This window comes from Bradyrhizobium jicamae, assembly GCF_018130215.1.
GTDB classification, from domain to species: Bacteria; Pseudomonadota; Alphaproteobacteria; order Rhizobiales; family Xanthobacteraceae; genus Bradyrhizobium; species Bradyrhizobium jicamae_A.
The window spans coordinates 146,257-172,301 of record NZ_JAFCKQ010000002.1; the positions used below are offsets into that span (position 1 = coordinate 146,257).

At 65.7% G+C, this 26,045-nt stretch carries 27 protein-coding genes; 17 read left to right on the forward strand and 10 right to left on the reverse strand.

What is annotated here, in order from left to right:
- Positions 1–187: 187 nt before the first annotated feature.
- Positions 188–538, forward strand: a complete 351-nt coding sequence (locus JQ586_RS03720) for a hypothetical protein (RefSeq protein WP_212393143.1) — start codon at positions 188–190, stop codon at positions 536–538.
- Between the two features lie 20 nt (positions 539–558).
- Here the strand turns inward: JQ586_RS03720 and JQ586_RS03725 are convergent, their stop codons facing one another.
- A complete protein-coding gene (locus JQ586_RS03725) occupies positions 559–1,269 on the reverse strand; it encodes a type 1 glutamine amidotransferase (protein ID WP_212393144.1) in 711 nt (236 codons plus the stop codon).
- 60 nt (positions 1,270–1,329) lie between these two features.
- Entirely contained in the window at positions 1,330–2,325 is a 996-nt protein-coding gene (locus tag JQ586_RS03730) for a hypothetical protein (protein ID WP_249147314.1), read from the reverse strand.
- A gap of 228 nt (positions 2,326–2,553) precedes the next feature.
- Between JQ586_RS03730 and JQ586_RS03735 the strand changes: the two genes are divergently transcribed.
- Positions 2,554–3,114: a cytochrome b gene (locus tag JQ586_RS03735; protein WP_212393145.1), complete on the forward strand. Its 561-nt coding sequence runs from the start codon at positions 2,554–2,556 to the stop codon at positions 3,112–3,114.
- Positions 3,115–3,117: 3 nt separating this feature from the next.
- Here the strand turns inward: JQ586_RS03735 and JQ586_RS03740 are convergent, their stop codons facing one another.
- Positions 3,118–3,606, reverse strand: coding sequence for an Lrp/AsnC family transcriptional regulator (locus JQ586_RS03740; RefSeq protein WP_212393571.1), 489 nt, complete (start codon positions 3,604–3,606; stop codon positions 3,118–3,120).
- 126 nt (positions 3,607–3,732) lie between these two features.
- Between JQ586_RS03740 and ald the strand changes: the two genes are divergently transcribed.
- The 7 genes from ald to JQ586_RS03775 all read left to right on the forward strand — a co-directional run bounded on the left by ald (position 3,733) and on the right by JQ586_RS03775 (position 11,008).
- Positions 3,733–4,848, forward strand: coding sequence for an alanine dehydrogenase (ald, locus tag JQ586_RS03745; protein WP_212393146.1), 1,116 nt, complete (start codon positions 3,733–3,735; stop codon positions 4,846–4,848).
- Between the two features lie 258 nt (positions 4,849–5,106).
- Complete coding sequence (gene leuC, locus JQ586_RS03750) at positions 5,107–6,495, forward strand: 3-isopropylmalate dehydratase large subunit (RefSeq protein ID WP_409410959.1); 1,389 nt, start codon at positions 5,107–5,109, stop codon at positions 6,493–6,495.
- A gap of 2 nt (positions 6,496–6,497) precedes the next feature.
- Positions 6,498–7,133, forward strand: a complete 636-nt coding sequence (gene leuD, locus JQ586_RS03755) for a 3-isopropylmalate dehydratase small subunit (RefSeq protein ID WP_212393148.1) — start codon at positions 6,498–6,500, stop codon at positions 7,131–7,133.
- The gene (leuB, locus tag JQ586_RS03760) at positions 7,130–8,263 is read left to right on the forward strand and encodes a 3-isopropylmalate dehydrogenase (protein ID WP_212393149.1); all 1,134 of its coding nucleotides are present in this window, start codon (positions 7,130–7,132) and stop codon (positions 8,261–8,263) included. The genes leuD and leuB overlap by 4 nt, the downstream gene beginning before the upstream one ends.
- Positions 8,263–9,309, forward strand: a complete 1,047-nt coding sequence (locus JQ586_RS03765; RefSeq protein ID WP_212393150.1) for an ABC transporter substrate-binding protein — start codon at positions 8,263–8,265, stop codon at positions 9,307–9,309. The genes leuB and JQ586_RS03765 overlap by 1 nt, the downstream gene beginning before the upstream one ends.
- Positions 9,306–10,139, forward strand: a complete 834-nt coding sequence (locus tag JQ586_RS03770) for an ABC transporter ATP-binding protein (RefSeq protein ID WP_212393151.1) — start codon at positions 9,306–9,308, stop codon at positions 10,137–10,139. Before JQ586_RS03765 ends, JQ586_RS03770 begins: the two co-directional genes overlap by 4 nt.
- Complete coding sequence (locus JQ586_RS03775) at positions 10,136–11,008, forward strand: ABC transporter permease (protein WP_212393152.1); 873 nt, start codon at positions 10,136–10,138, stop codon at positions 11,006–11,008. The genes JQ586_RS03770 and JQ586_RS03775 overlap by 4 nt, the downstream gene beginning before the upstream one ends.
- Positions 11,009–11,036: 28 nt before the next feature.
- Here JQ586_RS03775 and JQ586_RS03780 read toward each other — a convergent pair whose 3' ends face one another.
- The gene (locus JQ586_RS03780; RefSeq protein ID WP_212393153.1) at positions 11,037–11,243 is read right to left on the reverse strand and encodes a hypothetical protein; all 207 of its coding nucleotides are present in this window, start codon (positions 11,241–11,243) and stop codon (positions 11,037–11,039) included.
- Between the two features lie 186 nt (positions 11,244–11,429).
- Between JQ586_RS03780 and JQ586_RS03785 the strand changes: the two genes are divergently transcribed.
- A complete protein-coding gene (locus JQ586_RS03785) occupies positions 11,430–11,672 on the forward strand; it encodes a hypothetical protein (protein ID WP_212393154.1) in 243 nt (80 codons plus the stop codon).
- Between the two features lie 106 nt (positions 11,673–11,778).
- Here JQ586_RS03785 and garD read toward each other — a convergent pair whose 3' ends face one another.
- The 6 genes from garD to JQ586_RS03815 form a co-directional block, all read right to left on the reverse strand.
- The gene (garD, locus tag JQ586_RS03790; protein ID WP_212393155.1) at positions 11,779–13,320 is read right to left on the reverse strand and encodes a galactarate dehydratase; all 1,542 of its coding nucleotides are present in this window, start codon (positions 13,318–13,320) and stop codon (positions 11,779–11,781) included.
- A 33-nt stretch (positions 13,321–13,353) separates the two neighbouring features.
- Positions 13,354–14,802 carry an aldehyde dehydrogenase family protein gene (locus JQ586_RS03795; RefSeq protein ID WP_212393156.1) on the reverse strand — a complete coding sequence of 483 codons (1,449 nt, stop codon included), beginning with the start codon at positions 14,800–14,802 and terminating at the stop codon, positions 13,354–13,356.
- Between the two features lie 22 nt (positions 14,803–14,824).
- Complete coding sequence (gene gudD / locus JQ586_RS03800; RefSeq protein WP_212393157.1) at positions 14,825–16,180, reverse strand: glucarate dehydratase; 1,356 nt, start codon at positions 16,178–16,180, stop codon at positions 14,825–14,827.
- 38 nt (positions 16,181–16,218) lie between these two features.
- Positions 16,219–17,160, reverse strand: a complete 942-nt coding sequence (gene kdgD / locus JQ586_RS03805) for a 5-dehydro-4-deoxyglucarate dehydratase (protein ID WP_212393158.1) — start codon at positions 17,158–17,160, stop codon at positions 16,219–16,221.
- A 129-nt stretch (positions 17,161–17,289) separates the two neighbouring features.
- Positions 17,290–18,195 (reverse strand): LysR substrate-binding domain-containing protein, encoded by a 906-nt coding sequence (locus tag JQ586_RS03810; RefSeq protein ID WP_212393572.1) that lies wholly within the window; start codon positions 18,193–18,195, stop codon positions 17,290–17,292.
- Positions 18,196–18,318: 123 nt separating this feature from the next.
- A complete protein-coding gene (locus JQ586_RS03815; RefSeq protein WP_212393159.1) occupies positions 18,319–19,656 on the reverse strand; it encodes an MFS transporter in 1,338 nt (445 codons plus the stop codon).
- A gap of 235 nt (positions 19,657–19,891) precedes the next feature.
- On the opposite strand from JQ586_RS03815, the gene JQ586_RS03820 reads away from it, so the two are divergent.
- From JQ586_RS03820 to JQ586_RS03850, 7 genes are all read left to right on the forward strand, one after another.
- Positions 19,892–20,527: a TetR/AcrR family transcriptional regulator gene (locus JQ586_RS03820; protein ID WP_212393160.1), complete on the forward strand. Its 636-nt coding sequence runs from the start codon at positions 19,892–19,894 to the stop codon at positions 20,525–20,527.
- Positions 20,528–20,702: 175 nt separating this feature from the next.
- Complete coding sequence (locus JQ586_RS03825) at positions 20,703–21,365, forward strand: DUF3313 domain-containing protein (RefSeq protein WP_212393161.1); 663 nt, start codon at positions 20,703–20,705, stop codon at positions 21,363–21,365.
- Between the two features lie 64 nt (positions 21,366–21,429).
- Positions 21,430–21,999: a DUF2147 domain-containing protein gene (locus JQ586_RS03830; RefSeq protein ID WP_212393162.1), complete on the forward strand. Its 570-nt coding sequence runs from the start codon at positions 21,430–21,432 to the stop codon at positions 21,997–21,999.
- Positions 22,000–22,141: 142 nt separating this feature from the next.
- Positions 22,142–23,167, forward strand: coding sequence for a histone deacetylase family protein (locus tag JQ586_RS03835; protein WP_212393163.1), 1,026 nt, complete (start codon positions 22,142–22,144; stop codon positions 23,165–23,167).
- A gap of 88 nt (positions 23,168–23,255) precedes the next feature.
- Positions 23,256–24,026, forward strand: a complete 771-nt coding sequence (locus tag JQ586_RS03840) for a FadR/GntR family transcriptional regulator (protein ID WP_212393164.1) — start codon at positions 23,256–23,258, stop codon at positions 24,024–24,026.
- 6 nt (positions 24,027–24,032) lie between these two features.
- Positions 24,033–24,962 (forward strand): Gfo/Idh/MocA family protein, encoded by a 930-nt coding sequence (locus tag JQ586_RS03845; protein ID WP_409410960.1) that lies wholly within the window; start codon positions 24,033–24,035, stop codon positions 24,960–24,962.
- A gap of 2 nt (positions 24,963–24,964) precedes the next feature.
- On the forward strand, positions 24,965–26,044 hold the full coding sequence (locus tag JQ586_RS03850) for an aldose epimerase family protein (RefSeq protein ID WP_212393166.1): 1,080 nt from the start codon (positions 24,965–24,967) through the stop codon (positions 26,042–26,044).
- Position 26,045 lies beyond the last annotated feature (1 nt).

Consider the following 26,045-nt stretch of genomic DNA (forward strand, 5'->3'; position numbering starts at 1 on the left):
ACGGAAACCGCACGCGATACTTTCGTCGACAGTAGTCTCCCGGAATGCAGTTTGGCGCCGCTCTTGCATACCTTGTGCTGAGGTGGCTGGGGCGCTGACTCGTCATGCGATCGTCTGCCGCAGTCGTGCGGCGGGCGTCCAGGCGACGTTGGCACCCGCGGCCGAAGCCAACCGCGGAGACAACACCATGCACGCCATCACGCGTGCGGCATTGCTGCTCGGCACGATGTGGCTGGCATCACCGACGCTGGCGCGTGACGATGGCCGCTACGCCAATTCCCCGCTCAAATCCTGGTTCGAGAGCCTGCACAGCGACTTCGGACCGTGCTGTTCGGACGCCGACGGTTACTTCGTCGCCGATCCGGATTGGGAGTCCGATCATGGGCATTATCGCGTGCATCTCGACGACGAGTGGGTGGTGGTGCCGGATGAGGCCGTGGTGACCGAGCCGAACAAGGTCGGACGAACAATGGTGTGGAAACACTATATCGACGGCCATCCGCGCGTGCGCTGCTTCATGCCGGGCAGCATGAGCTGAGCGGCCGACGCTGTCGCATTTCATCCGCGCCGGCGCGTGAGGAAGCGAGTGATCGCGCCACCTAGTTTGTCGTGGTCGAGCGGGTCGGCGAGCGATGCCCTGGCGGTCGCAACCACCGCATCGGGCGCGACGCCTTCGCGCAGCTCACACAGCGCGTAGCCGAAGTCCGCGTCGAATTCCGGGTGCGGCTGCACCGACAGCGTGGTGCCGTTGGCATAGAGCAATCCGGCATGCGGCGTGAAGTCCGACGACATGATGGTGCGCGCCGATGCCGGCGGCGCGATCACCTGGTCCTGATGCGAGCAGACGACGGCGACTGCCTCGCCCGCGAGCAGCCCATTGTCGGGCGCCAGCCGATACACGTGACGTCCGATGCCCCAGCCCTTGTCCGACTTGCGCACGGTGCCGCCGAGCGCCTGCGCGATCAATTGATGGCCGAAGCAGATGCCGGCCATCGGGATGCTCCCGTCATGGGCGGCGCGCACGAAATCCTCGAGCGGCGCGATCCAGTCGAAATCGTCGTAGACGCCGGCGGCCGAGCCGGTGATCAGGATTGCATCGAGCCCTGCGGGATCCGGAAGCGTCTCGCCATTGGCGAGGCTCACGACGTCGGATTCGACCGACGCATCAGCGGCGCCAATCATCCGCTGAAACATCTCCGGAAAGGTGCCGTGGCGCTCGCGGAGCCGCGGACCGAGGAGGCCGGTTTCGACAATGGTGATGCGGGGCATCGGATACCGTAGTGGATCGGGCCCGAGGCTTTACCCCGAAAGCCCATCCCCGGCAATGGATCAGTTCCGGCGGGCTGGTGCCGTTTCGGCCGTCGCGGTGTGCTGCGCCGGAGATAGCGTGCTGACGATCCCCGGCGTCGTGCTGACGATCCCCGGCGTCGTGCTGACGATCGCCGGCGCCGTACTGACGATCGCCGGCTCGGTGCGGTAGCGCGGCAGTTGATCCTCGAGCGAATAGCCGACGCAGATTGCCAGTGATGACCAGACCGCCATGCTGAAATAGAGCGACATCCAGGCGATCTCTTCCCGCCATTCGGCGATGTCGTGGGTCACGACCCAGCGCGTGCTGACGTCGCGCAGGCCGTCCAGCGGGTGCAGCAGCGTGCCGCCGGCGGCGAGCTCGGCGCGCCAGCGGTTCAGATACATCGGAACGTCGATGGTCATCAGGAAGGCGAGATAGCCCGCGATTCCGACGATGGCGACGATGAAGGCCCAGCGCACCGGACCGGAGAACTCCGGCAACAGCCGGCACAGCGCGATCCCGATCAGGAAGAAGACGACGGCCCAGATCGAGTTCTCGATCGCGTTGCCGAGATAGTGGGTGGTCAGCACAGCGTACCAGGAGAAGCATTCCGCGATCAGGATCAACGGCACGATGATCCAGGCGATGGTCACGGTGGTCTCGGCGCCGGTCATGTTGCCGAGCTGATAGAGGAACATCGCCCATTGCGCGGCGAAGCACATCTCGGCGATCGTCGCGACGGTGCGACCGACGGCGACGCTCGACAGCCAGGTGTCGAACAGGCAGATGCGTTGGACGTCGGCGCGCGGCAGCACCGAGCGGAACGCGCAGCCGAACACATAGGCTGCGCAGAGCAGCAGCATCAGGCCGATGCCGGAGGTGCTGCTCAGGGTGCCCTTGGCCTGCTCGTCGAACTGGCGATACAGCGCGAACCACACCGCGATGTTGGCGCCGCTCACCAAGGTTAACAGGCCCCACCAGCGGACCACCGGATTCGACCAGGCCAGCGAAACCGGCCGTGCCCGCCACTCCATGCTCATTCACCGCTCCGCGTGTAACCGAATTGACATTGGATCGTAGTAATTCTGTCACAAAAGATGGGGGATCACGACTAAAAAATCTGTGTGCGGGGGCGGCGTGGAGGCCGTGTCACATTGGCCGTCCGTCTTCGCGATTGTGATCGAAGCTGATGTTTTGCCCGGTAGGCAGAGAAGGCGCGATCATCTACTCACGGCCTTCGTGAACCCGGCCCGAAGGCGATTGTGACAACGGAAGTGACGACCAGCTACGATCCGTTGTTGCGCAGGATCCATTGGGCGACCGCGATCCTGTTCATCGCCGCGATGCTGATCGGGTTATATTGCGGGCTGCAGGCCCCGGGAACGTCGCCCCGGCGTGAACTGCTTGAAGTGCACAAGTCGCTCGGAGTGTCGTTGTTCTTCCTGGCGATCCTCCGGCTGATGGTGCGGCTTGCGACGTCAGCGCCACAGGGGCCGGGGTCGTTCTCGCCAATGGTGCGGATCGCGGCGCGGCTCAATCACTGGGCGCTCTACGCCATCCTCTTCATCATGCCGGTCACGGGTTACATGTTCTCGTCGGCAGGCGGCTATTCCCTGCGGTATTTCTGGACCTTCAGCTGGCCGCGCCTGTTCGCGCACAATCAAACGGTCGAGCATGCCGGCGAGGTCGCGCACGGCGCGCTCGCCTATCTGGTCTATCTCGCGGTCGCACTGCACATCGCCGCGACGCTCTGGCATGTCGTCGTGAAGAAGGACGAGACGCTGGCGCGGATGTGGCCGCGCGCGAGCCGCAACCCGACCTGATTGTCAGCCGCGCAGCGCGGTTTCCGGAATGGTGCGGCGGACCACCTCGCGCATCGCGAAGCTGGAATGAATGCGGGCGACGCCCGGCATCCGTGACAGATGCTGCTTGTGGATGCGCTCGAAGTCGGCGATGTCGCGGGCAATGACCTGCAGATGATAATCGTCGCTGCCCGACATCAAATGGCACGACACGACATCGGGGCAGCGCGCGATCGCGGCCTCGAAGGCCGCGAGATAATCCTCGCTCTGCTTTTCCAGCGTGATGGTGACCACGACTGTCGTCACCAGGCCAAGCGCGGTCGGCTCGAGATCGGCGCGATAGCCGCGGATGACGCCGGTCTCCTCGAGATGGCGGATCCGCCGGGCGCATGCGGTTGGCGACAGCCCGACCTTCTCGGCGAGCTCGATCTGGCTGGCGCGGGCGTCCGAGACCAGCTCGGCAAGGATTCGCGAGTCGATGCGATCGAGACCGTCCACGCAGCTTTCCTCTATTTTTCTCGCCTTGTGCGAAGGATATGAGCGTAACCGGATGTGGGCAAGACGGAATTCGCTGAGAAACGCCACCTGACGAGGATTAGCCTCGGAGATAGCGGAAGCATTCAATCAAGGGAGCGGACCATGCGCGTCGGGGTGCCGAAGGAGATCAAGGTCGAGGAATATCGCGTCGGACTGACGCCGGCCTCGGTCCGGGAGTATGTGGCGCACGGCCATCAGGTCGTGGTCCAGCAAGGGGCCGGCGAGGGCATCGGCGCCGGCGACGACGCGTACCGGCTGGCCGGCGCTGCGGTCGTCGACACTGCCGAAGAGGTGTTCTCCGTCGGCGACATGATCGTGAAGGTGAAGGAGCCGCAGCCATCCGAATGGACGCGGCTGCGCGAAGGCCAGATCCTCTTTACCTATCTGCATCTCGCCCCCGACGTTCCCCAGACCACGGGGCTGATCGCCTCCGGCTGCACCGCGATCGCCTACGAGACCGTCACCGATGCGCATGGCGGGCTGCCGCTGCTGGCGCCGATGAGCGAGGTCGCCGGCCGGCTTGCGATCGAGGCCGCAGGCGCGGCGCTGCGCAAGTCCGCCGACGGCATGGGCAAGCTGCTCGGCGGCGTTCCGGGCGTGCCGCCGGCGCGGGTTGCGATCATCGGCGGCGGAGTAGTCGGCACGCACGCGGCGCGCATGGCAGCCGGGCTCGGCAGCGAAGTCACGATCCTCGACCGCTCGTTGCCGCGGCTGCGCGTGCTCGATGACATCTTCCTCGGGCGGGTCCGCACCCGCTATGCCACGCTGGAGGCGATCGAGCAGGAGATCGTCGCCGCCGACGTCGTGATCGGTGCCGTGCTGGTGCCCGGCGCCAGCGCGCCAAAGCTGGTCTCGCGGGCGCAGCTTGGCATCATGAAGCGGCGCGCGGTGCTGGTCGATGTCGCGATCGACCAGGGCGGCTGCTTCGAGACCTCGAAGCCGACCACGCACCAGGCCCCGACCTATCTGGTCGACGACATCGTGCACTACTGCGTCGCCAACATGCCGGGCGCGGTGCCCGTCACCTCGAGCCACGCGCTCAACCACGCCACCCTGCCGTTCGGCCTCGCGCTGGCGTCGAAGGGGCTGCGCGCGCTGGTCGAGGACCCGCATCTGCGCGCCGGCCTCAACGTCCATCGCGGCCGCATCACCAACCGCGCCGTCGCCGAGAGCCAGCATCTGTCGGTCGTGATGCCGGAAGAGGCGCTGGCGAGCTGAGCGAGTTTGGACCGGAGTAGTCCGGAACGTTTCAGTAGCCCGGATTGCGCTTCGCTCCATCCGGGCTACTGCTTTTGTCAAGCTGCACAAGCGCAGCCCTCCCGCGATGTCATGTTCGCCACTCCGCTCTGGCGGGGTGGGCGGCGATCGTGATTTGATGCCCCCAAGCGAAGCCGCGTCAAAAGCGGTGATCGGCGGCGAGTGCCGCTGCCGCAAGAACGCAGAGGGAGGACTGTCTTGGAAAAGACCGGTCGTACGATGCTGGCCAAGATCTGGGACCAGCATGTCATTGCCCGCTTGAGCGAAGACACCGATCTCCTGCATGTCGACCGCCATCTGCTGCACGATCTCGGCGGCTCGCGCGGCCTGCTCGACCTCAAGAGCCGTGGCCTCAAGGTCCATAATCCCGAGCTGACCTTTGCGACGCCCGATCACGCCATCTCCACGGCACATGGCCGGGCCGGGACCAGCAAGATCGGGCAGGACCTGCTGGCCGCGCTCCGGGCCGAGACGGCGGCGAGCGGCATCACGATGTTCGATGTCGATCAGCCCGGCCAGGGCATCGTCCATGTGATCGGGCCCGAGCTCGGCTTGAGCCTGCCCGGTGTCACCATCGTCTGCGGCGACAGCCACACCTGCACCCATGGCGGCCTCGGCGCGCTCGCCTTCGGCATCGGGTCGAGCGAGCTCACCCATGTGCTGGCGACGCAGGCGCTGATCCAGCGCCGGCCGAAAACACTGCGCGCGCGGTTCGAGGGCAAACTGCCGCTCGGCGTCACCGCCAAGGACATGATCCTGGCGCTGATCGGCCACATCGGCGCCGCCGGCGGCACCGGTTATGCGGTCGAATATGCCGGCAGCACGATCCGCGATCTTCCGATCGAAGGACGGCTCACGATCTGCAATCTCTCGATCGAACTCGGGGCCAAGATGGGCATGGTGGCGCCCGACGAGACCACGTTTGAATTCCTGCGCGGCCGCCCCTATGCACCGCAGGGCGCGCTGTGGGAGCAGGCGGTCACGGCGTGGCGTCAATTGCCGAGCGATCCGGATGCTGTGTTCGACCGCGAGGTCGTGATCGATGTCGAAAAGATCATTCCGCAGGTGACCTGGGGCATCAGTCCCGAGCATGTCATCGGCGTCGACGGCCGGATTCCCGATCCCGGGGCGGTCGACGATCCCGCACGTCGTGCCGCGATCGAGACGGCGCTGGAGTATATGGGCCTGCAAGCCGGTGCGCCGATCGCGGGCACGCCGGTGGACTGGGTGTTCATCGGCTCCTGCACCAACAGCCGGCTGAGCGACCTGCGCGCCGCGGCCGAAGTGGCGCGTGGCCGCAAGGTCGCCGCCGGTGTCCGCGCCTGGGTGGTACCGGGCTCGGAGACCATCAAGCGCGAGGCTGTCGCCGAAGGGCTCGACAAGATATTCACCGAGGCCGGTTTCGAATGGCGCGAACCCGGCTGCTCGATGTGCCTTGCCGCCAATGGCGAAGTGGTGGCGCCCGGGCAGCGCTCGGTCTCGACCTCGAACCGCAATTTCGTCGGCCGCCAGGGCCCCCGCGCGCGGACGCATCTGGCAAGCCCGGCGAGCGCCGCGGCCTCCGCCATCGCCGGCGCGATCACTGACGTCAGGATGATGGGGCGCTAGGGATGCCGCAACCGTTCAACAAGCTCACCGCGACGGCTGCGCCGATCATGCGCGGCAATATCGATACCGACGTGATCATCCGCATCGAGCGGCTGGTCGGCAATTCCGTGCGCGGCACGCTCGGTAAATGGGCGTTCGGCTCGCTGCGCTATCTTCCCGACGGCTCCGAGAATCCCGATTTCATCCTCAACCGCGAACCATACCGGCAGGCGGAGATCCTGGTCACGGGGCCGAATTTCGGCTGCGGCTCGTCGCGCGAGGGCGCGGTGTGGTCGCTGCAGGAGATGGGCATCCGCGCCGTCATCGGCTCCGGCTTCGGTGACATCTTCTTCGCCAACTGCTTCCAGAACGGAATTTTGCCTGTCGTCGTCGACAAGAGGATCGTCGATTCACTCGCCGCCGATATCGAGGCGACGCAGGGCGCGGGCAAGGTCTCGATCGATCTGGAGACGCAGACCATCGTCTCGCCGTCGGGCCAGCGCCATTCCTTCGAGATCGATCCGCGGCGGCGAGAGGGACTGTTGCAGGGGCTCGACGAGGTCGCGCTGACGCTCATGCGCGATGACGAGATCCGCGCCTTCCAGGCCTCCGACCGCGCGGCGCGCCCCTGGATTCACCTTGCAAGGACATCGGCATGAGCACGCAATCCAACATGATCAAGGTCGCCGTGGTCGGCGGCGAGGGCATCGGTCCCGAGGTTACGGCGCAGTCGCGCCGGGTGCTCGACTGGTTCGCTGCCAAGCGCGGCGCGCCGATGACGCTGCGCGAGGCGCAATATGGGCTGATCCCCTATCTCGCAACCGGCAAGGTGCTGCCGGAAGACACTGCCGAGGCGATGGACGAGGCCGACGCGATCCTGTGGGGCGCGACCGGTGGCCCCGAGACCAAGGAGGTGCCGGCGGCGGCGCGCAAGGCAGGCAGCCTGCTGGGCCTGCGCAGCAAATACGATCTCTACGCCAATTTGCGGCCGATCGTGGCTAGTCCTGCGCTTGCGGCATCTGCGCCGCTCAAGGCGGAGGTGCTCGACGGCGTCGATTTCGTCATCATCCGCGAACTGACCAGCGGCATCTATTTCGGCGAGCCGCGCGGCATCGAGACTTTGCCGGATGGCCAGCGCCGCGGCTTCAACACCGAGCAATACACCACCAACCAGATCCGCCGCGTGGCGCGGTCGGCGTTCGAGCTGGCGCGGACGCGGCGCGGCAAGGTCTGCTCGGTCGACAAGGCCAATGTGCTGGAGACCAGCGTGGTCTGGCGCGAGGAGGTGATCGCGCTGCACAGGGACGAATTCTCCGACGTCGAGCTGACGCATCTCTATGTCGACAATGCCGCGATGCAGATCGTGCGCGAGCCGCGGCAGTTCGACGTGATAGTGACCGGCAACATCTTCGGCGACATCCTGTCCGATTGTGCGGCGATGGCCTCGGGTTCGCTCGGCATGCTGCCGTCGGCCTCGCTCGGCCCGGTCGACCGCTACGGCCGGCGCAAGGCGCTGTACGAGCCGGTGCATGGCAGCGCGCCCGACATCGCGGGGCGCGGCATCGCCAATCCGCTCGGCTCGATCCTGAGCGTGGCGATGATGCTGCGCCTGACATTGAACCGCCCCGATGATGCTGACCTCCTCGAGAAGGCGGTGCAGACCGCGCTCGCCTCGGGCGCGCGGACCGCCGACATTGCCGAGGCCGGCACGAAGAAGCTTTCGACCGTCGAGATGGGCGATGCGGTGCTGAGCGCGCTCGACAGGGTCTCGGCCAGGGAGCACGCGTGATGGCTCGCATCTCCAGGCGTTCGGCATTGACGGTGATCGCCGCGAGCGGCACGGCTCTTGCGAGCAGGCACGCATGGGCCGACGCGATTCCGGGTCGCGTGATCTATCCGGTCGCGGTGCCGGTCTATCAGACGCAATTCGTCGCCGACCGTATCGGCTATTTCAAGGAGGCCGGGCTCGACTGCAAGCTCATCCAGGGTGGCAGCGGCGTGAAGACCCGCGAGATCATAGCATCATCGCAAGGCGATATCGGCATAGGTGACGTCACCCATCCGATGCAACTGACCAATCACGGCCGCGCCGCCCGCATCCTGCTGCCCGTGGATACGAGGTCGAACTCCGTGATGTTCATCCTCCGCAAGGACTTGAAGGACCAGGGCATCAACACGCTGGAGGCGTTTACACAGTGGAAGCGGCCCGACGGCCGCAAGCCGATCGTCTCGGTGTCCTCGCTCGGTGGCACCAACCATGTCTGGTCGTCCTACTACATGGAAGCCATGGGACTCGACGACAAGGTGACCTGGATCGGCACCGGCAATGTCGACACCATGCTGGGATCGCTGAAGTCGAAGCAGGTCGACATCCTCGTCTCTTCGCTGTCGCTGCTCAATGAAGCCCAGCAGCAGGGTTGGGGCGAGCTGCTGTTCGACGGCACCGACGAGACGATCTGGAACAAGTATATCGGCGGCAAGGTACCGGTGACAGCGCACTTCACGCTGCAGGCGACGATCGACAAGGATCCGGCCAAGATGCAAGCCTACGTCACCGCCTTGTGGCGGGCCGCGCAATGGATCAAGGCCCATAAGCCGACCGAGATCTACGACACCATCGAGCCCTATGTCGGCAGCACCTCGCGCGAGGCCAACCTGCTCGAGATATCGGCGATCCAGAAGGTCGCGGACTATGATGGCACGATCGACGCTGCGGGCTTTGCGCGGGGCGAAAAGGTCTGGTTTCGCGAGATGACCGGCATCAAGCCGCTCAAGATCGAGGACGTCGTCAACACGAGCCTCATCGAGGCGGCGCGAAAGGCCTATCCGGGTTGAGCGCGCTCGCGACCAGCGCAGCGCCGCAGCCGCGGCCGCCGGATACAAGGCGGGTCGAGGTCAAAGGGCTGAGCAAGTCGTTCCAGCTCGCGAAGACCACGATCGAGGCGGTCCGCAACGTCTCGTTCGACGTGCGGCGCGGCGAATTCGTCGCGCTGCTGGGGCCGTCGGGCTCGGGCAAGAGCACCGTGCTCAACATGATCGCCTCGCTGATCCGGCCGAGCGGCGGGGACGTCCTGATCGACGGCAAGCGCGTCGTCGCCGGCAAGGCGACGTCCAATGTAGGCTATGTGTTCCAGCGCGACACGCTGTTTCCGTGGCGGAGCATCGCCGACAATATCGGTTATGGGCTGGAACTGGCTGGCGTCGCGGCTCATGAACGGAAGGAGCGTATCGCGGAATGCGTCGCGCAAGCGGGCCTCAAGGGATTCGAAAGCGCTTACCCGTCGGCGCTGTCGGGCGGCATGCGCCAGCGCGTGGCGCTGATGCGGACCCTGATCGTCGAGCCGCAGATCCTCCTGATGGACGAACCGTTCGGCGCGCTCGACACCCACACCAAGATCGACATGCACGAGGTGCTGCTCAGGATCTGGGAGCGCGAGCAGCAGACGGTGCTGTTCGTCACCCACGATCTCGGCGAGGCGCTGACGCTGGCCGACCGTATCATCCTGTTCTCGGCGCGGCCGGGCCGCATCAAGGACATGTTCGAGGTCGACTTCGCGCGGCCCCGTGACGCGGTGAAGGTGCGCGAGACCCCACGCTATGCCGAGCTGTTCCAGCACATCTGGCACTCGCTCGGAGAGGAATTCGTCAAGGGCCGCAGCGCATGAGAGGCTTCAGCACGCTGAACACGGTCGCATGGCAGGCGCTGATCTGCATCGTGGTGCTGTCGGTCTGGCAATGGGGCTACGACCTGCATGGCAGGCTGCCGTGGCTGGTACCGGATTTGCTCGATCCCTACTTCATATCGAAGCCGTCGATGATAGCTGACAATTTCCTGATCCAGAGCTGCCTCACCTCGAAGCTCGGCACCTTCAACGGCTGGCTGAACGGCGACTTCGCAAAATGTCTGGCGCGCAACGAGAACAATCTCTGGGCCGCGACCGCGGTGACGCTGAAGAACACCTTCTTCGGCTTCATCGCGGGCGTGACCTCCGGCTTCGTCGCCGGGCTCGTGCTGGGACGCTCCGACCGCCTGAGTGCGATCTTTCAGCCCTTCATCACCGCGGTGAATTCGATCCCGCGGATCGCGCTGGCGCCGATCATCGTGCTGGCGTTCGGGATCGGCGATATGTCCAAGATCGTGACCTCCTGGATCGTCGTGGTCTTCCTGGTGTTCTTCAACACCTTCGAAGGCGCGCGCTCGATCGACGAGGGGTTCACCAACGCCGCGCGGCTGCTCGGCGCCTCGGAATGGCAGATCACCCGCACGGTGGTGATCCCCTCGACCATGGCCTGGGTGTTCGCCTCGCTGACACCGGCGATCTCGTTCGCGCTGATCGGCGTGATCGTCGGCGAGTTCATCGGCGCCGAACGCGGCATCGGCCGGCTGATCATCGAGTCGGAGGCACGGGGCGAAGCCTCGGGCATGATGGTGGCCGTCGTGGTGCTGATGCTGGTCGGTGTCGTGCTGTCGACGATCATCTGGCGCCTGCAGGCCTATCTGCTGCGCTGGCAACGCCAGAGGAGCACGGACTAAAGCGCGGCGAGTTGAGGTTAAATCGTCATCAGGCGGCGCCTCGGGCGCGCCGCGCCTCCGCAGCGGGAGCGTCGGCGGGTGACGTTTCGCCGTCGAGCCAATCCTGCTCTCGTGCCAATGCACGCCAGGCTGCTTCCATCCGCTTGTAGCGATTGAAGGTCGGCTCGTCGGTGGCGCGTTCGGCAAGCTGCGCGCAATTGTCCGCATTGTCGAGAAAATGCTGCGACTGCTTCATGAGATGTCCTCCTGTTACGGAGGACGTGGGGCAGCAATTCCGGCTATTCAACGCGTGGAACATGAGCATTTCGCCACACACGTGAATGTCCGTTCAGCGGGTTCCCCTGAGCTGCAGCGCAACCTGCGCAGGAACGGTTCGTCGCGTTCGACGTTTTCCACCACTCGCAGAGTGTGGAGGAGAGACATGAAGAAATACCTGTTTGCCGCGGCCATGGTCGGCGCGCTCGCCGCGCCTGCCTTTGCTGATGATGTCGGTGTTCGTGTCGGGCCGGTCGGTGCCGGAGTGACGGTGGGCCAGGCGCCCGAACATCGCGATCGTGACCGCACCGTCATCAAGGAGCGCGAGCCGCATGACCGCACCACGGTGATCAAGAAGCAAGACGATATGGGCAACCGCAGCAAGACCGTCATCCATCACGACGACTGATGGTTGATCGGGACATCTCGCCGAGAACGGCAAAAGCTCGCCGCTGACGATGTCGCGGCGGGCTTTTCTGTTCCGGAATGCCGGCGGCGTGGCGTCGCCTGTGTCTCTAGGTCACCGGCGCAGGATTGAACAGCGTGAGATCGTTGTGGATGCCCCAGCGATCCGACCACGGCCTGGTGCGGCCGCTGGCGACGTCGAGGATCAGGCGGAACAGGTCCCAGCCGGTTTCCTCGATCGTCTTGTCGCCGGTCGCGATGCAACCGGCGTCGAAATCGATCAGGTCCTTCCAGCGCCGCGCCAGCTCGCTGCGGGTCGCGACCTTGATGACGGGCGCGGCCGCAAGGCCATAGGGCGTGCCGCGGCCGGTTGTGAACACCTGCAAGGTCATGCCGGAGGCGAGCTGCAGCGTGCCGCAGATGAAATCGCTGGCGGGCGTCGCCGCAAACAGCATGCCTTTCTGGCGCGCCTTCTCGCCGGGTGACAGCACGCCCGTGATCGGACCGGAGCCCGATTTGACGATCGAGCCCAGCGACTTCTCGACGATGTTGGCGAGCCCGCCCTTCTTGTTGCCAGGCGTCGTGTTGGCGCTGCGATCGGCACCGCCGCGGGCCAGATAGGCATCGTACCACGCCATCTCGCGGATCAGCGCACGGCCGACGTCCTCATTGACCGCGCGGCGGGTCAGGAGCTGGATCGCATCGCGCACTTCGGTCACCTCGGAGAACATCACGGTCGCGCCGGCGCGCACCAGAAGATCCGCGGCGAAGCCGACGGCCGGATTGGCGGTCACACCGGAGAACGCATCGCTGCCGCCGCATTGCAGGCCGATCACGAGATCGGAGGCTGGGCAAGTCTCGCGCGTGCGGGTGTTGAGAACCTTCAGGCGGGCTTCGGCCTGGGTCATGATGGCATCGACGATCGCGCCAAAGCCGTCGAAGGCTTCGTCCTGCATCCGCACGATCGCGTCACTGACGCCTTCCGGCACCAGCCGCTCGGGCGCGAGTTTCTCGCAGCCGAGACCGACGACCAGGATCTCGCCGCCGAAATTCGGGTTGAGCGCGAGGTTCTGAAGGGTCCGGATCGGCACCACCGCGTCGGGCGCCGTAATCGCGACGCCGCAGCCATAGGCGTGCGTCAGCGGCACGACGTCATCGACGTTCGGGTATTTCGGCAGCAGCTCGGCGCGGATGCGCTTCACTGCATATTCCATCGTGCCCTTGACGCATTGCACGGAGGAGGAAATGCCGAGGATGTTCTTGGTGCCCACCGAGCCGTCGGGATTGCGATAGCCCTCGAAGGTAAACCCCTCCAGCGGCGGTAGCGGCGCGGGCACCGCTGTCGCGATCTCGAGCCTGTCGAGCGGTGGCGCTTCCGGCATGCGGATCCGCGCCTCATCGACCCATTCGCCCGCAAGGATCGGCGAAAGAGCCGTGCCGATCACCTCGCCGTAGCGGATGATCGGCGCGCCTTCGGCGATATCTTCCAGCGCGGTCTTGTGGCCCTGCGGCACGAAGGCGCGCAGCGTCAGGCCGCACGGAAATCGGGAGCCGGCGGGCAGGCCGAAATCATTCACGACGATCGCGACATTGTCGCGCGCGTTGAGCCTGATGTAGCGGGGCTGCTCCTTGGCGCCGATCGATTGGTCCATGACGCGTGCTCCTGAGGTTCGCTGCGGTGGGAATCAGCCCGGGAACGTGTAGGCCGTCTTCACCGTCGTATAGAACTCGCGGGCGTAGGCGCCCTGTTCGCGTGCGCCGTAGCTCGAGCCTTTGCGGCCGCCGAACGGCACGTGATAGTCGACGCCGGCGGTCGGCAGATTGACCATCACCATGCCGGCCTCGCTGTTGCGCTTGTAATGCGAGGCGTATTTCAGGCTGGTGGTGCAGATGCCGGAGGCGAGGCCGAACTCGGTGTCGTTGGAGATCGCGAGCGCCTCCTCGTAGTCCCTGGCGCGGATCACGCAGGCGACCGGGCCGAAGATCTCCTCGCGGGCGATGCGCATGGTGTTGCTGGCCTCGGTGAACAGCGCGGGCTGCAGGTAGAAGCCGGGCGTCTCGCGGTTCAACAGCTCGCCGCCCCAGTGCAGGCGGGCGCCTTCGTCCTGGCCGATCTTGATGTAGCGGAGGTCCTGGTCGAGCTGGCTCTGGTCGACCACGGGGCCGACATGCACGCCGCTCTTCAACGCGTCGTCGACCGCGAGCCCCTTCATCCGCTCGGTCATCGCCGCGACGAAGCGGTCATGAATGCCCGAGGTGACGATCAGTCGCGAAGAGGCCGTGCAGCGCTGGCCGGTCGAGAAATAGGCGCCGTTGACCGCGACCTCGACGGCGACCTTGAGGTCGGCGTCGTCGAGCACGACCAGCGGGTTCTTGCCGCCCATCTCGAGCTGGAACTTCTTCATGGGATTGGAGAGCACGCAGGCCTGCGCGATCTTGCGGCCTGTCTGTACCGAGCCGGTGAAGGAGATCGCAGCAACATCAGGGTGCTCGAGCAGGGTCTGGCCGACCACCGAGCCGGAGCCAACGACGAGGTTGAAGACGCCGGCCGGAATGCCGGAGCGCGCAATGATCTCGGACAGCGCATGCGCGGAGCCCGGCACCAGCTCGGCCGGCTTGAAGACGACGGTGTTGCCGTAGCAGAGCGCCGGCGCGATTTTCCAGGCCGGGATCGCGATCGGAAAATTCCACGGCGTGATCATGCCGACGACGCCGACCGGTTCGCGGGTGATCTCGACATCGAGGCCGGGACGCACCGACGCGCCCTTTTCGCCGGTCAGCCGCAGCGCCTCACCGGCGAAGAACGCGAAGATCTGCCCGGCGCGCGCGACCTCGCCGATGCCCTCGGGCAGCGTCTTGCCTTCCTCGCGGGCGAGCAGGCGGCCGAGCTCTTCCTTGCGGGAGAGGATTTCAGACGAGATCCTGTTCAGCGCATCGAAGCGCTCCTGCGGCGTCGAGCGCGACCAGGCCGGGAACGCGGCTTTGGCTGCGGCGATCGCCTTCTCGGTCTGCGCCTTGTCGGCCCTGGCATATTCGCCGACGACGTCCTTGGTGTTGGAGGGGTTGATATCCCGCGTGATGCCTGTTCCGTCGACCCATTCGCCGGCGATGAAGTTCTTCTGCAAGACCGTCATTGGTTCTCTCCAACCCTTGTTTTTAACGCACGAGGCAGGGACGCTTGTCGTCGAAGGTCCAGCCGGGGATCAGGAACTGCATGGCGAGCGCGTCGTCGCGGGCGCCGAGCCCATGCTGCCTGTATAGCGCGTTCGCAGCTTCAATGGCACCGCGATCGATCTCGATGCCCAGGCCGGGACGGTCCGGGATCGCGATCTTGCCGCCCCGGATCTGCAATGGCTGTTTGGTCAACGCCTGGCCGTCCTGCCAGATCCAGTGGGTATCGATCGCGGTCACCTTGCCGGGCGCGGCGGCGCCGACATGGGTGAACATCGCGAGCGAGATGTCGAAATGGTTGTTGGAGTGCGAGCCCCAGGTCAGGCCGTTGTCTCGGCAGGTCTGCGCCACCCGCACCGAGCCCTGCATCGTCCAGAAATGCGGGTCGGCGAGCGGAATGTCGACCGCGCCCAGCCGCAGCGCGTGGGAGAGCTGGCGCCAGTCCGTCGCGATCATGTTGGTCGCGGTCGGCAGCCCGGTGGCGCGGCGGAACTCGGCCATGATCTCGCGGCCGGAGAAGCCGGCTTCGGCGCCGCAGGGGTCCTCGGCATAGGCGAGCACGCCATGCATGTTGCTGCACAGGCGGATCGCCTCGTCCAGCGACCAGGCGCCGTTGGGATCGAGGGTGACGCGGGCATTCGGAAAGCGTTTTGCAATTGCGGCGACGGCCTCGATCTCCTGCTCACCGCGCAGCACGCCGCCCTTGAGCTTGAAATCGCTGAAGCCGTAATGCGCCTGCGTGGCCTCGGCGAGCCGCACCACGGCGTCGGGTGTCATCGCCTCCCGGTGACGCAGGTTGAACCAGTCCGGCTTGCCGGTCTCGCCCTCGACATAGGGCAGACTGGTCTTCCTGATGTCGCCGACGAAGAAGAGATAGCCGAGCGTCTCGACGCTGGCGCGCTGCTGGCCTTCGCCGAGCAAGGCTGCAACGGACAGGTTGAGATGCTGGCCGAGCAGGTCGAGCAGCGCGGACTCCACCGCCGTGACCGCGTGAATGGTGACGCGCAGGTCGAACGTCTGCTTGCCGCGGCCAGCGGCGTCGCGGTCGGCGAAGGTGTCGCGCATCGACGCCAGGATGTTGTTGCAGGCCCCGATGGTCTGGCCGACCACGAGGTCGCGGGCGTCCTCCAGCGTCTTCCTGATCTTCTCGCCACCGGGTACCTCGCCGACGCCGGTGTGGCCGGAATTGTCTGTGAGGATGACGAGGTTGCGGGTGAAGAACGGCGCATGCGCGCCGCTCAGGTTGAGGAGCATGCCGTCGCGGCCGGCGACCGGGATCACCTCCATCGCGGTGACGACGGGGGCACCGGAAAAGCCGGCGCGGATCGTGTTCTGAATCATCTGCTCCTCCCTCGGTCTTCGTCTTTTGCCGGCTCGGTCTATTCTGCCGCCTGTTGCGCCGCTGTCAGCGGCAACTTCGCCACCAGTGCCGCGAGCTCGGCCAACTCCTGCTCGGTCAGGTCGGTCAGCGGCGGCCGCACCGGGCCGGAATCGCGGCCGATCACCTTCATGCCGGCCTTGATGATCGAGACCGCATAGCCCTTCTTGCGGTTGCGTATCGCGATCAGTGGCAGGATGAAATCCCTCAGGCCTGCATGGATGGCCTGATGATCGCGCCGGCGCACCGCGGCATAGAAGCTGGTGGCAAATTCCGGCACGAAGTTGAACACGGCTGACGAATAGGTCGTGACGCCCATGTCGAGATAAGGCAGCGCGAAGGTTTCCGCAGTCGGCAGCCCACCGACATAGGTCAGGCGGTCGCCGAGCCTGGTGTAGACCCGGGTCATCAGTTCGATGTCGCCGATGCCGTCCTTGTAGCCGACGAGGTTCGGGCAGCGATCGGCCAGGCGCGCCAGCGTGTCGGGCTGCAGGATGGCGTTGTCGCGGTTGTAGACGATGACGCCGATCTTCACCGAGGCGCACACCGCCTCGACATGGGCAGCGAGGCCGTCCTGCTCGGAATGCGTCAGGTAGGGCGGCAGCAGCAAGAGACCGTCGGCGCCGGCCTTTTCCGCGCCGATCGCGATCTCGCGCGCGATCGCGGTGCCGTAGCCGGTGCCGGCGAGCACGGGCACGCGGCCCCTGGTCTCCTCGACCGCGACCTTCACCACCTGCGGGACCTCCGACGGGGTCAGCGAGAAGAACTCGCCGGTGCCGCCGGCGGCGAACAGGCCGGCGACGTCATGGCCGCACAGCCAGTCCATGTTGCTGCGATAGGTCGCCTCGTCGAAGGAAAGATCCGCCTTGAACGGGGTCACGGGAAAGGAGAGGAGGCCGCCGCCGATCTGCCGGGCCATCTCCTGAGGGGTCATCTTGCTCATGGCGCCACTCCTTGGAAGAGCTGATGGGATCAAGGATGCGCGAGCAGCGCGCGTCCACGGCGCCTTTTCTAGGAAATGGTTCGATGCAGGTCCAAGCCAAACGCGGTATCGAACGATCCAATATCTGCATCAATCGCCGCGGACATAGGGCGCGGCGATCTCCGTTGCGATCTCGATCAGCGACGGCAGCAACTGGTTCTCGTGGTCGCGCCGCCAGACCAGGAACAGCTCGACGGGCGCAGGCCCGCGCAGCTTAAGCGGCTTCAGCCTGACGTCCGCGATCTTCAGGCTCGCGGCCGCTTCCGGCACGATCGATACGCCGAGCCCGGCGCGCACCATCGCGAGGATCGAATGGATCTGGCTGAGATGCTGGACATAGCGCGGCAGCACGTCGGCGCGCGTGAACAGCGCCACCAGCAGATCGTGGAAGTAGCGGCTCTCATAGGGCGAGTACATCACGAAGGGCTGGTCGTCGAAATCCTTGATCGTGAGGGTTTCGGCATTCGCCAGCGGATGCTTCTTCGGCAGCGCTGCGAGCAACGGCTCGGCCACCACACGCCGGCTCGCGAGCTCGGGCCGGGCAATCGGCGGCCGCAGCAGACCGGCATCGATCTGGCCGGTCGCGAGCGCCTCGAACTGGTCGCCGGAGACCATTTCCTTCAGCGAGAAATCGACCTCGGGCAGGCGGGCACGCGCGGCCGCGATCAAATCAGGCAAAAAGCCGTAAGCGGCCGCTGCGGTGAAGCCGATCTTGAGCGAGCCGGTCTTGCCGAGCGCGATGCGCCGCGCGACCTGGGAAGCGGACTCCGCGAGCTTGAGGATGCGCCGCGCTTCGGGCAGGAAGCTGCGCCCCGCAGGGGTCAGCCGCACCGAGCGGCTGGTGCGCTCCAGCAGCGGCGCGTCGATGATGTGCTCGAGGACCTGGATCTGCCGGCTGAGCGGCGGCTGGGTCATGTTGAGTCGCGCCGCGGCGCGGCCGAAGTGCAGCTCCTCGGCCACCGTGACGAAACAGCGGAGCTGGTTCAGGTCGAACATCGATGCCTGCCCGGAATTGATGAGGCGAGGTTTTGTACGTTCTAGCATCGATGCCTCCTGACGGCCAAGAAGACAAAGACGGCGGCCGAAGCCGCCGTTGACCTGTCGTTGCGTGAAGGTGGCTCACGCCGGCTTCAACTGCACTCGCGTGATTTCGCCGACGATGAAGAGGTAGGCGATCGCCGCGACCAGCGCATTGGCGCCGACGAACACCAGAGCACCGTTGAAGGAGCCGGTCGCCGCGAGGATGTAGCCGATCACGATCGGCGTGGTGATGCTGGAGAGGTTGCCGAACATGTTGAACAGTCCGCCGGAGACGCCGCCGGCTTCCTTCGGCGAGGTGTCGGAGACGACGGCCCAGCCGAGCGCACCGATGCCCTTGCCGAAGAAGGCGAGCGCCATGAAGCCGACCACCAGCGCCTGTCCGTCGACATAGTTGCAGCCGATGATCGCCATCGACAGCAGCATGCCGCCGACGATCGGGATCTTGCGCGCCATGGTCAGCGAGCCGGTGCGGCGCAGGATGAAGTCCGAGATCACGCCGCCGAGCACGCCGCCGATGAAGCCACACAACGCCGGCAGCGTCGCGACGAAGCCCGCCTGCAGGATCGAGAGGCCGCGTTCCTTGACGAGATAGACCGGGAACCAGGTCAGGAAGAAATAGGTCAGCGTGTTGATGCAGTACTGGCCGATATAGACGCCGAGCATCATCCGGTTGGAGAGGAGCTGGCGGATGTGGTCCCACCTCGGGCCGCTGTCCCGTGTCTTGGCACCTTTCGCGGCGTCCATGTCGACCAGCGCACCGCCGTCCCTGATGTAGTTGAACTCGGCCTCGTTGATCGCGGGGTGCTGCTTCGGCTCGTAGATCGTCTTGATCCAGGCGATGCCCATGATGAGGCCAAGGCCGCCCATCACATAGAACACGTGGCGCCAGCCATATTCATGCGCGATCCAGCCCATCAGCGGTGCGAAGATCACGGTGGCGAAATACTGCCCGGAATTGAAGAAGGCCGAGGCAGTGCCGCGCTCATTGCCCGGGAACCAGGCCGCCACGATGCGTGCATTGGCCGGGAATGACGGCGCTTCGGCGAAGCCGACCAGGAAACGCAGCCCGAAAAGCAAGATGACGGCCGTTCCCGCGGCCAGGAAGCCGACCAGGCCCTGCATTGCCGTGAAGATCGACCAGATGATGATGCTGATCGCGTAGACCCATTTGGAGCCGAAGCGGTCGAGCAGCCAGCCACCCGGCACCTGCGCGATCACATAGGACCAGCCGAAAGCCGAAAACACGTATCCCATCGCGATCGGGTCGAGATGCAGTTCCTTGGAGAGGGCGGGACCGGCGATCGACAATGTCGCGCGGTCGGCATAGTTCACGGTGGTGACGAGAAACAGCATCGTCACGATCAGGAGCCTGACGCGCGATCTCCGCACGTCGGTGGCCGATACAATTGCGCTCATGGGCGCCTCCTCGAAATTTCCTCGAGGACTGTCCTAGAGAGCGACATGCGAGCGGTCCAAGCCGAACCGTGAATTGATCGATGCCGATTTTGAATTGATCCGGGTTGGATCATACCGCGCGTCCTGGGGCATTCCCGGGAGGCTTGCCGGCAAATCCTGACCATCAAGCCGCTTGACACCGGGTTCCGGTCGCTTCAACGAGCAAGCCTGCCCGCCCGGAGTTCTCGAATCGACAATGGACAATCCTTCCCGGTCAGAACGATCCCGCAACGCGGCGCTGCAGGCCGCGATCACGATCATCTCGCGCGACGGGCCGGGCCGGCTGACGCTCGACGCGATCGCGCGTGAAAGCGGGCTGAGCAAGGGCGGGCTGATGCACCAGTTCCGTACCAAGCAGGCGGTGCTGAAGGCGCTGCTCGAGCAGCAGATGACCCAGTTCGACGAGTTCTCCCGCCGCTACATGGAAAACGCGCGCGCAACCTCCGCGCAGCCTCAACTGGCGACGGAGCTCGCCACCATGCGGGAAGCGACAGTGAAGCCGAATTCGGCGGCGCTGGCTCTGCTCGCGGCGATCGTCGAAGAGCCGAGCCTGATGAACGCGCCCCGCGAGGTCGACGTCGAGCACACCAACGCGATCAAGGCCGAGGCGAGCGACCCGGAGCTGGCGATGCTGCGCTGGGCGGCGGCGAGGGGGCTGTTGCTGACGTCCTTGCTGGGCGTTTCGCCGCTGACCGACGCCGAGCGCGACCGGCTGTTCGCGCGCCTGCTCGACGACAAGCAGTGGGCCGCGCTGGAGCAGCCCGCTGCCGCGCGTGCGGCCAAATCGGCTTCGCCCGCGCGGCCGTCCCGGAAACCACGCGCCCGGACCTGACCCAACCGAGCAATTCGCGGCCCCTCCGTTTCGATCGATTTTTGTACTTTACAAACCGCCTGGTCGGTTTTATTGAATCGTGCATCAGGCCGACCGGGGTCATCGGGGCGACATCTCCGGCGGCGACGGGCCCACAGCACGAGGCTGTCCCGCACGGCCGTCAAAGGAGACTGGAATGGATAGCTCGATCGCGATGCGCGGTCTGGGATTGCTGGCGCTTGGCTCCTTGATGGCAGGCTGCGCCAGCGTCGCGCCGGTGGCGTATTCGGACGTGGCCTCCTCGTCCTACATGGCGCCGGATCCATCCGACACCACGGGCCGCGTACCTTTTCGCTACAACACCCAGGTCGACTGGCGAAGCTACACCAGGGCGATCCTCGATCCCGTCGTGATCTATCGCGGCCGCGATCACCAGTTCGGCGACATGTCCGACAGCGACAAGGCCGAGCTCGCCGCGCACATGCAGACGAGCTTCAGGACGAAGCTTGCCGGCCGCTTCACGATGGTCGACAGCCGCGGCCCGAACACGATTCGGGTCCGGCTGACCCTGACCGGCGCGGTCACCAACACGCCAGTGCTGGGCACGCTGTCGCGGTTCGACATGGCCGGCGCTGTCTACAACGGCGTGCAGGCGGCGCGCGGCGGCGAGGGGACGATGACCGGATCGGTGATCTATGCCGTCGAGATCTTCGACGCATCGACGGGACGCCTGCTCAGCGCTTACGTCACCAAGCAGTACCCGGACGCCTACGACATCAGGGCCAGCATCGGCCCGCTCGCCGCGTCATTCGCCGGGATCGACAAGGGCGCCGAGAGCCTGGCGACGCAGTTCAGGTGAGACTCCTTTTCTTAAAGCGCCGCGAGGCCGAGCGCTTGTGTGAGACAAACGAAGGGTGCAACAGATGAATTTCCTGGTTCGATTGATCCTGCGCGGCATCGTTGCCGTTATCCTGATGAGCACGATCAGCCGCGCCGAGGCGGCGAGCCCCGTCGATCCAAGCGGCACCTGGATGACCGAGGACGGACGCGCGCGCATCAGGCTAGAGCGCTGCGGCGCGGCGCAGCAGCACATCTGCGGCTATATCGTCTGGATGAAGGATCCGCTCGACGAGCGCGGTCAACCGATGCGCGACAGCTCCAATCCGGACGCCTCCAAGCGGGCGCGCAGCGTGCTTGGCCATCAGCTGATCATGGGGCTGAAGCCGACGCCGGAGGGATGGTTCGACGGCGACATCTACAATGCCGAGGACGGCAGGTCCTATTCCGTAATGCTGTGGCGCGATTCCCCGGACCGGTTGAAGCTGAGGGGATGCATGCTGAAGCTGCTCTGCCAGACCCAGACCTGGAAGCAGACCAACGATGTGCTGCCGGGACAACTGGTCGGACTGACCGGCGATCCCGGTGGACCGAGGGCGGACAAGGAATGGGCCAAATTGCCCGTCGCGAAAACGGCGACGGCGGGAGCCAGATAGGCCAGATCGCGAGCAGCTTCCGCATCCTGCTCGATTTGTTGAGGGCATCCCTGTTGCGGCGTAACGGGGCAGGCGAATAACCTGTCGACAATCTGCGCGGTGTGGCTCATCGAGCTAACCCGTCAGCGAACAGGAGATTCCCGTGAAGGCCGTCTACAGCGAAAAGCACCGCAGCCATGATCCGCAATTCTTCCTGGTGCGCGGCGTGGTCAGGCGCACCACCGAGCAACCCGAACGCGCCGATCGCCTGCTCGCGGGATTGAAGGCGGGCAAGCACTCGCTGGTCGAGCCCGCTGCGTTCGGACAGGGGCCGCGCGCTCGCGTGCACAGTCCGGAATATCTGAGCTTCCTTGCAAACGCCTTTGAGGAATGGACCGCGCTCGGCGATTCCGGACCGGAGATGATCGCGAACATCCACCCGGTGCGCAATGCCGCGACCTATCCGACGCACATCGTGGGCAAGCTCGGCTGGCACACCGCCGACACCGCGGCTCCGATCGGGCCGGGCACCTGGGCCGGCGCCTGCGCGTCGAGCGACGTCGCTACGACTGCAGCGCAGATGGTGCTCGACGGCGAGGATGCGGTCTACGCGCTGTGCCGTCCGCCCGGCCATCATGCCTATCGCGATATGGCCGGTGGCTTCTGCTTCCTCAACAACAGCGCGATCGCGGCCGAGCATCTGCGCCAGAAATACGAACGTGTCGCAATCCTCGATGTCGACGTGCATCACGGCAACGGCACGCAGGGCATCTTCTATGAGCGGCCCGATGTCTTCACCGTCTCGATCCACGCCGATCCCTCGTTCTTCTATCCGTTCGTCTGGGGCTACGCACATGAGCGCGGCGCAGGACAAGGACTCGGCGCCAATCTCAATATTCCGTTGCCGCGGGCGACCGGCGACGACGGCTACATGCAGGCGCTCGCGGCTGCGGAGAAGGCGATCCGCGCCTTCGCGCCTGGTGCCCTCGTGGTCGCGCTCGGCCTCGACGCGTCCGAGCACGATCCGCTTGCGGGCCTTGCGGTCACCACCGACGGGTTCCGTCGCATCGGCGAGGGGCTGGTCCGGTTCGGCCTGCCGACCGTACTGGTGCAGGAGGGCGGCTATCTCTCCGATATCCTCGCTGCCAACCTCACGGCGGTGCTGGGCGGATTCGAAGCGGCACGCTAGGCAAAAGTAAGATTATATGACTAGGAATCGGCGCTGACTTGTGGTCATCCTTGCGACGGCATCAGCCGATCAAAGGGGCAGCCGATCGATGAACTCCGGCTTGGTGATCATTCCAACGCCGCGCGCACATTCCAACCACGCCGAGGTCGCGCGCAGCATCGGCGTCGACATCATCGCCGGCCGCTACCCCGAGGGCACGCGGCTGCCGGGCGACGCCGAGCTGACTTCGACATTCGGCGTCTCGCGCCCGGTGCTGCGGGAAAGCATCAAGACCCTCGTCGCCAAGGGCCTGCTGACGACCAAGGCGCGGGTCGGGACCGTCGTGCGCGGGCGCAATGCCTGGAACATGTTCGATGCCGATGTGCTGGCCTGGCATCTCGACGTCGGTATCGACAAGCAGTTCCTGGGCGATCTCGCCGAGATCCGCCTTGCGATCGAACCACGCGCGGCGGCATTGGCCGCCTTGCGCCGGACCGAGGCCGACATCGCCGAGCTGCGTCGTTGCATCGAGATCATGCGGCGCGAGCCCTCCGATTCCGATGCCTTCACCGATGGCGACCTGGCCCTGCATATCGCGGTCGCCAGCGCGTCCGGAAATCCGTTCATGCGCTCGGTCGACGGCGTGATCGAGGCTGCGCTGCGTGCCTCCTTCGTCGTCAGCGCGCCGGTCGATCCGGCCGACCGCGAGCTGGTATTGAGCTGGCACCAGCGGATCGTCGATGCGATCGCCGACGGCCAGGCCGATGAGGCCGCCGCGGCGATGACCGCGGCCATCTTCCACGGCATCCGCCGCCACGGCGCGGCGGTGGTCGATCCTGCCTTGTACGACCCCTCCGCCGCGGGCAAATCCGATACATGAGACCACATCGTGAGTGAATCGCTTCGCATCGCCGTCGTCGGCTTTGGCGAGATCGCGCGCCGGCAGCACGTGCCGGCGATCGCCAGGACGGCGGGTGCAGCCCTCGTCGCCGTTGTCGATCCCGTGACGCAGGCAGGCCTGCCGCACTTCCGCGATCTGCAGGCGCTGTTGCGTGAGGGGCCCGAGATCGACGCGGTCGCGCTGTGCACGCCGCCGCAGGTGCGCCGCGCCCAGGCTGCAATCGCGCTTGCGGCGCGCAAGCACGTCCTTCTGGAAAAGCCGCCGGGCGCTGCCGTCAGCGAAATCACGCCGTTGATCGCGGCCGCGCACAAGGCTGGGCGGACGCTGTTCGCGAGCTGGCATTCGCGCTACGCGCCCGCGGTCGAACCGGCGCGGCATCTGCTGGCCGGCCGCAGGATCACCAAGGTGACGATCATCTGGAAGGAAGACGTGCGTGTCTGGCACCCCGGCCAAGCCTGGATTTTCGAGGCAGGTGGCTTCGGCGTGTTCGATCCCGGCATCAATGCGCTGTCGATCCTGACCCGCATCCTGCCCCAACCGGTGTTCGTCAGGAGAGCGGAGCTCGCCGTTCCGTCCAACCGGGAGGCGCCGATCGCGGCTGAGCTCGAACTCTCCGACGAAGGCGGCGCGCCTGTTCGCGCCGAGTTCGATTTCCGCCAGACCGGCCCGGCGACCTGGGAGATCCTGTGCGAGACCGATGCGGGACCGGTGGCGCTGTTGAGAGGCGGAAGGCAATTGCGGGATGGTGACAGGGTGATCGTCGACGCCGACAAGGATGAATATCCAGCGCTCTATCGCCACTTCCTCGCGCTCACGGCGGACGGCACATCCGACGTCGATCTGGCGCCCTTGCAGCTCGTTGCGGATAGCTTCATGCTGGGGCGTCGGCGCTTCGTCGATGCGTTTGAGGAATGACAATGACGACAGCCGGCATCGATCGTGCGCCCTTCGGCAAATTGCCCGATGGTTCGGAGGTCGAACGGCTGACGCTGCGCGGCGAGCATGGCTTTGCAGCCACGATCATCCCCTTCGGCGCCGCGCTGCAATCGCTGGTGACGCCGGATCGCGGCGGGCATTGCGACGATATCGTGCTCGGCCATGACGACCTCGACGGCTATCTCGCCCAGCGCAAATTCTTCGGTGCCACGATCGGGCGCTTTGCCAACCGGATCGCCGGTGCGCGCTTTGTGATGGATGGGGCGGCGGTGACGCTCGACGCCAACAACGGCCCCAACGCATTGCATGGCGGCGTGCAGGGTTTCGATCGCCAGCTCTGGCGGATCGTCGAGTTCACCGACAGTCCGGGGCCGACGCTGGTGCTCGAGCGCCAGAGTCCGGATGGCGAGGAGGGCTATCCGGGCAATCTCGAGACGCGCGTGACCTATCGCGTGCGCAGCGGAATGGAGCTGTCGGTGACCTTTGAGGCGACGACCGATCGCCCGACCTGCATCAACCTCACCAATCACAGTTTCTTCAATCTCGACGGCGCGCGTTCGGGCACACAGATCGTCGATCACCGGCTCATGATCGCCTCCGATCACTTCCTCGCCGTCGACGCGACGGCAATCCCCCTGCCGGTGCCGCCACGATCGGTCGCGGGCACGCCGTTCGATTTCCGAGAATCAACGGCGATCGGCGCGCGGATCAGGATGGACGACGAGCAGCTTCGCCTCGGCCGCGGCTATGACCACAATTACTGCCTGGCTTCAGGCTCCGGCCTTCGCCTTGCCGCGCGCCTCGACGCACCGCGCAGCGGCCGGGTGATGCAGCTCTTCACCGACCAGCCGGGACTGCAGTTCTATTCGGGAAACTTCCTTGACGGCTCGACATCGGGCAAGGGCGGCCTGCTGTACCGGCAATCGGATGCGCTGTGCCTCGAGCCGCACGCCTGGCCGGATACGCCGAACCGCCCCGACTTCCCGTCGGCACGGCTCGATCCCGGGCAGATCTATCGCCGCACCATCGTCTACCGGTTCTCCACCGATCAGGCATCATGAC

Bases quoted from the DNA above. Each gene is read 5' to 3' on its own strand.
- JQ586_RS03720 (WP_212393143.1), top strand. From the start codon at position 188: ATGCACGCCATCACGCGTGCGGCATTGCTGCTCGGCACGATGTGGCTG.
- JQ586_RS03725 (WP_212393144.1), bottom strand. From the start codon at position 1,269: ATGCCCCGCATCACCATTGTCGAAACCGGCCTCCTCGGTCCGCGGCTC.
- JQ586_RS03730 (WP_249147314.1), bottom strand. From the start codon at position 2,325: ATGGAGTGGCGGGCACGGCCGGTTTCGCTGGCCTGGTCGAATCCGGTG.
- ald (WP_212393146.1), top strand. From the start codon at position 3,733: ATGCGCGTCGGGGTGCCGAAGGAGATCAAGGTCGAGGAATATCGCGTC.
- leuC (WP_409410959.1), top strand. From the start codon at position 5,107: ATGCTGGCCAAGATCTGGGACCAGCATGTCATTGCCCGCTTGAGCGAA.
- leuD (WP_212393148.1), top strand. From the start codon at position 6,498: ATGCCGCAACCGTTCAACAAGCTCACCGCGACGGCTGCGCCGATCATG.
- leuB (WP_212393149.1), top strand. From the start codon at position 7,130: ATGAGCACGCAATCCAACATGATCAAGGTCGCCGTGGTCGGCGGCGAG.
- JQ586_RS03765 (WP_212393150.1), top strand. From the start codon at position 8,263: ATGGCTCGCATCTCCAGGCGTTCGGCATTGACGGTGATCGCCGCGAGC.
- JQ586_RS03775 (WP_212393152.1), top strand. From the start codon at position 10,136: ATGAGAGGCTTCAGCACGCTGAACACGGTCGCATGGCAGGCGCTGATC.
- JQ586_RS03780 (WP_212393153.1), bottom strand. From the start codon at position 11,243: ATGAAGCAGTCGCAGCATTTTCTCGACAATGCGGACAATTGCGCGCAG.
- JQ586_RS03785 (WP_212393154.1), top strand. From the start codon at position 11,430: ATGAAGAAATACCTGTTTGCCGCGGCCATGGTCGGCGCGCTCGCCGCG.
- garD (WP_212393155.1), bottom strand. From the start codon at position 13,320: ATGGACCAATCGATCGGCGCCAAGGAGCAGCCCCGCTACATCAGGCTC.
- JQ586_RS03795 (WP_212393156.1), bottom strand. From the start codon at position 14,802: ATGACGGTCTTGCAGAAGAACTTCATCGCCGGCGAATGGGTCGACGGA.
- gudD (WP_212393157.1), bottom strand. From the start codon at position 16,180: ATGATTCAGAACACGATCCGCGCCGGCTTTTCCGGTGCCCCCGTCGTC.
- kdgD (WP_212393158.1), bottom strand. From the start codon at position 17,160: ATGAGCAAGATGACCCCTCAGGAGATGGCCCGGCAGATCGGCGGCGGC.
- JQ586_RS03810 (WP_212393572.1), bottom strand. From the start codon at position 18,195: ATGTTCGACCTGAACCAGCTCCGCTGTTTCGTCACGGTGGCCGAGGAG.
- JQ586_RS03815 (WP_212393159.1), bottom strand. From the start codon at position 19,656: ATGAGCGCAATTGTATCGGCCACCGACGTGCGGAGATCGCGCGTCAGG.
- JQ586_RS03820 (WP_212393160.1), top strand. From the start codon at position 19,892: ATGGACAATCCTTCCCGGTCAGAACGATCCCGCAACGCGGCGCTGCAG.
- JQ586_RS03825 (WP_212393161.1), top strand. From the start codon at position 20,703: ATGGATAGCTCGATCGCGATGCGCGGTCTGGGATTGCTGGCGCTTGGC.
- JQ586_RS03830 (WP_212393162.1), top strand. From the start codon at position 21,430: ATGAATTTCCTGGTTCGATTGATCCTGCGCGGCATCGTTGCCGTTATC.
- JQ586_RS03840 (WP_212393164.1), top strand. From the start codon at position 23,256: ATGAACTCCGGCTTGGTGATCATTCCAACGCCGCGCGCACATTCCAAC.
- JQ586_RS03850 (WP_212393166.1), top strand. From the start codon at position 24,965: ATGACGACAGCCGGCATCGATCGTGCGCCCTTCGGCAAATTGCCCGAT.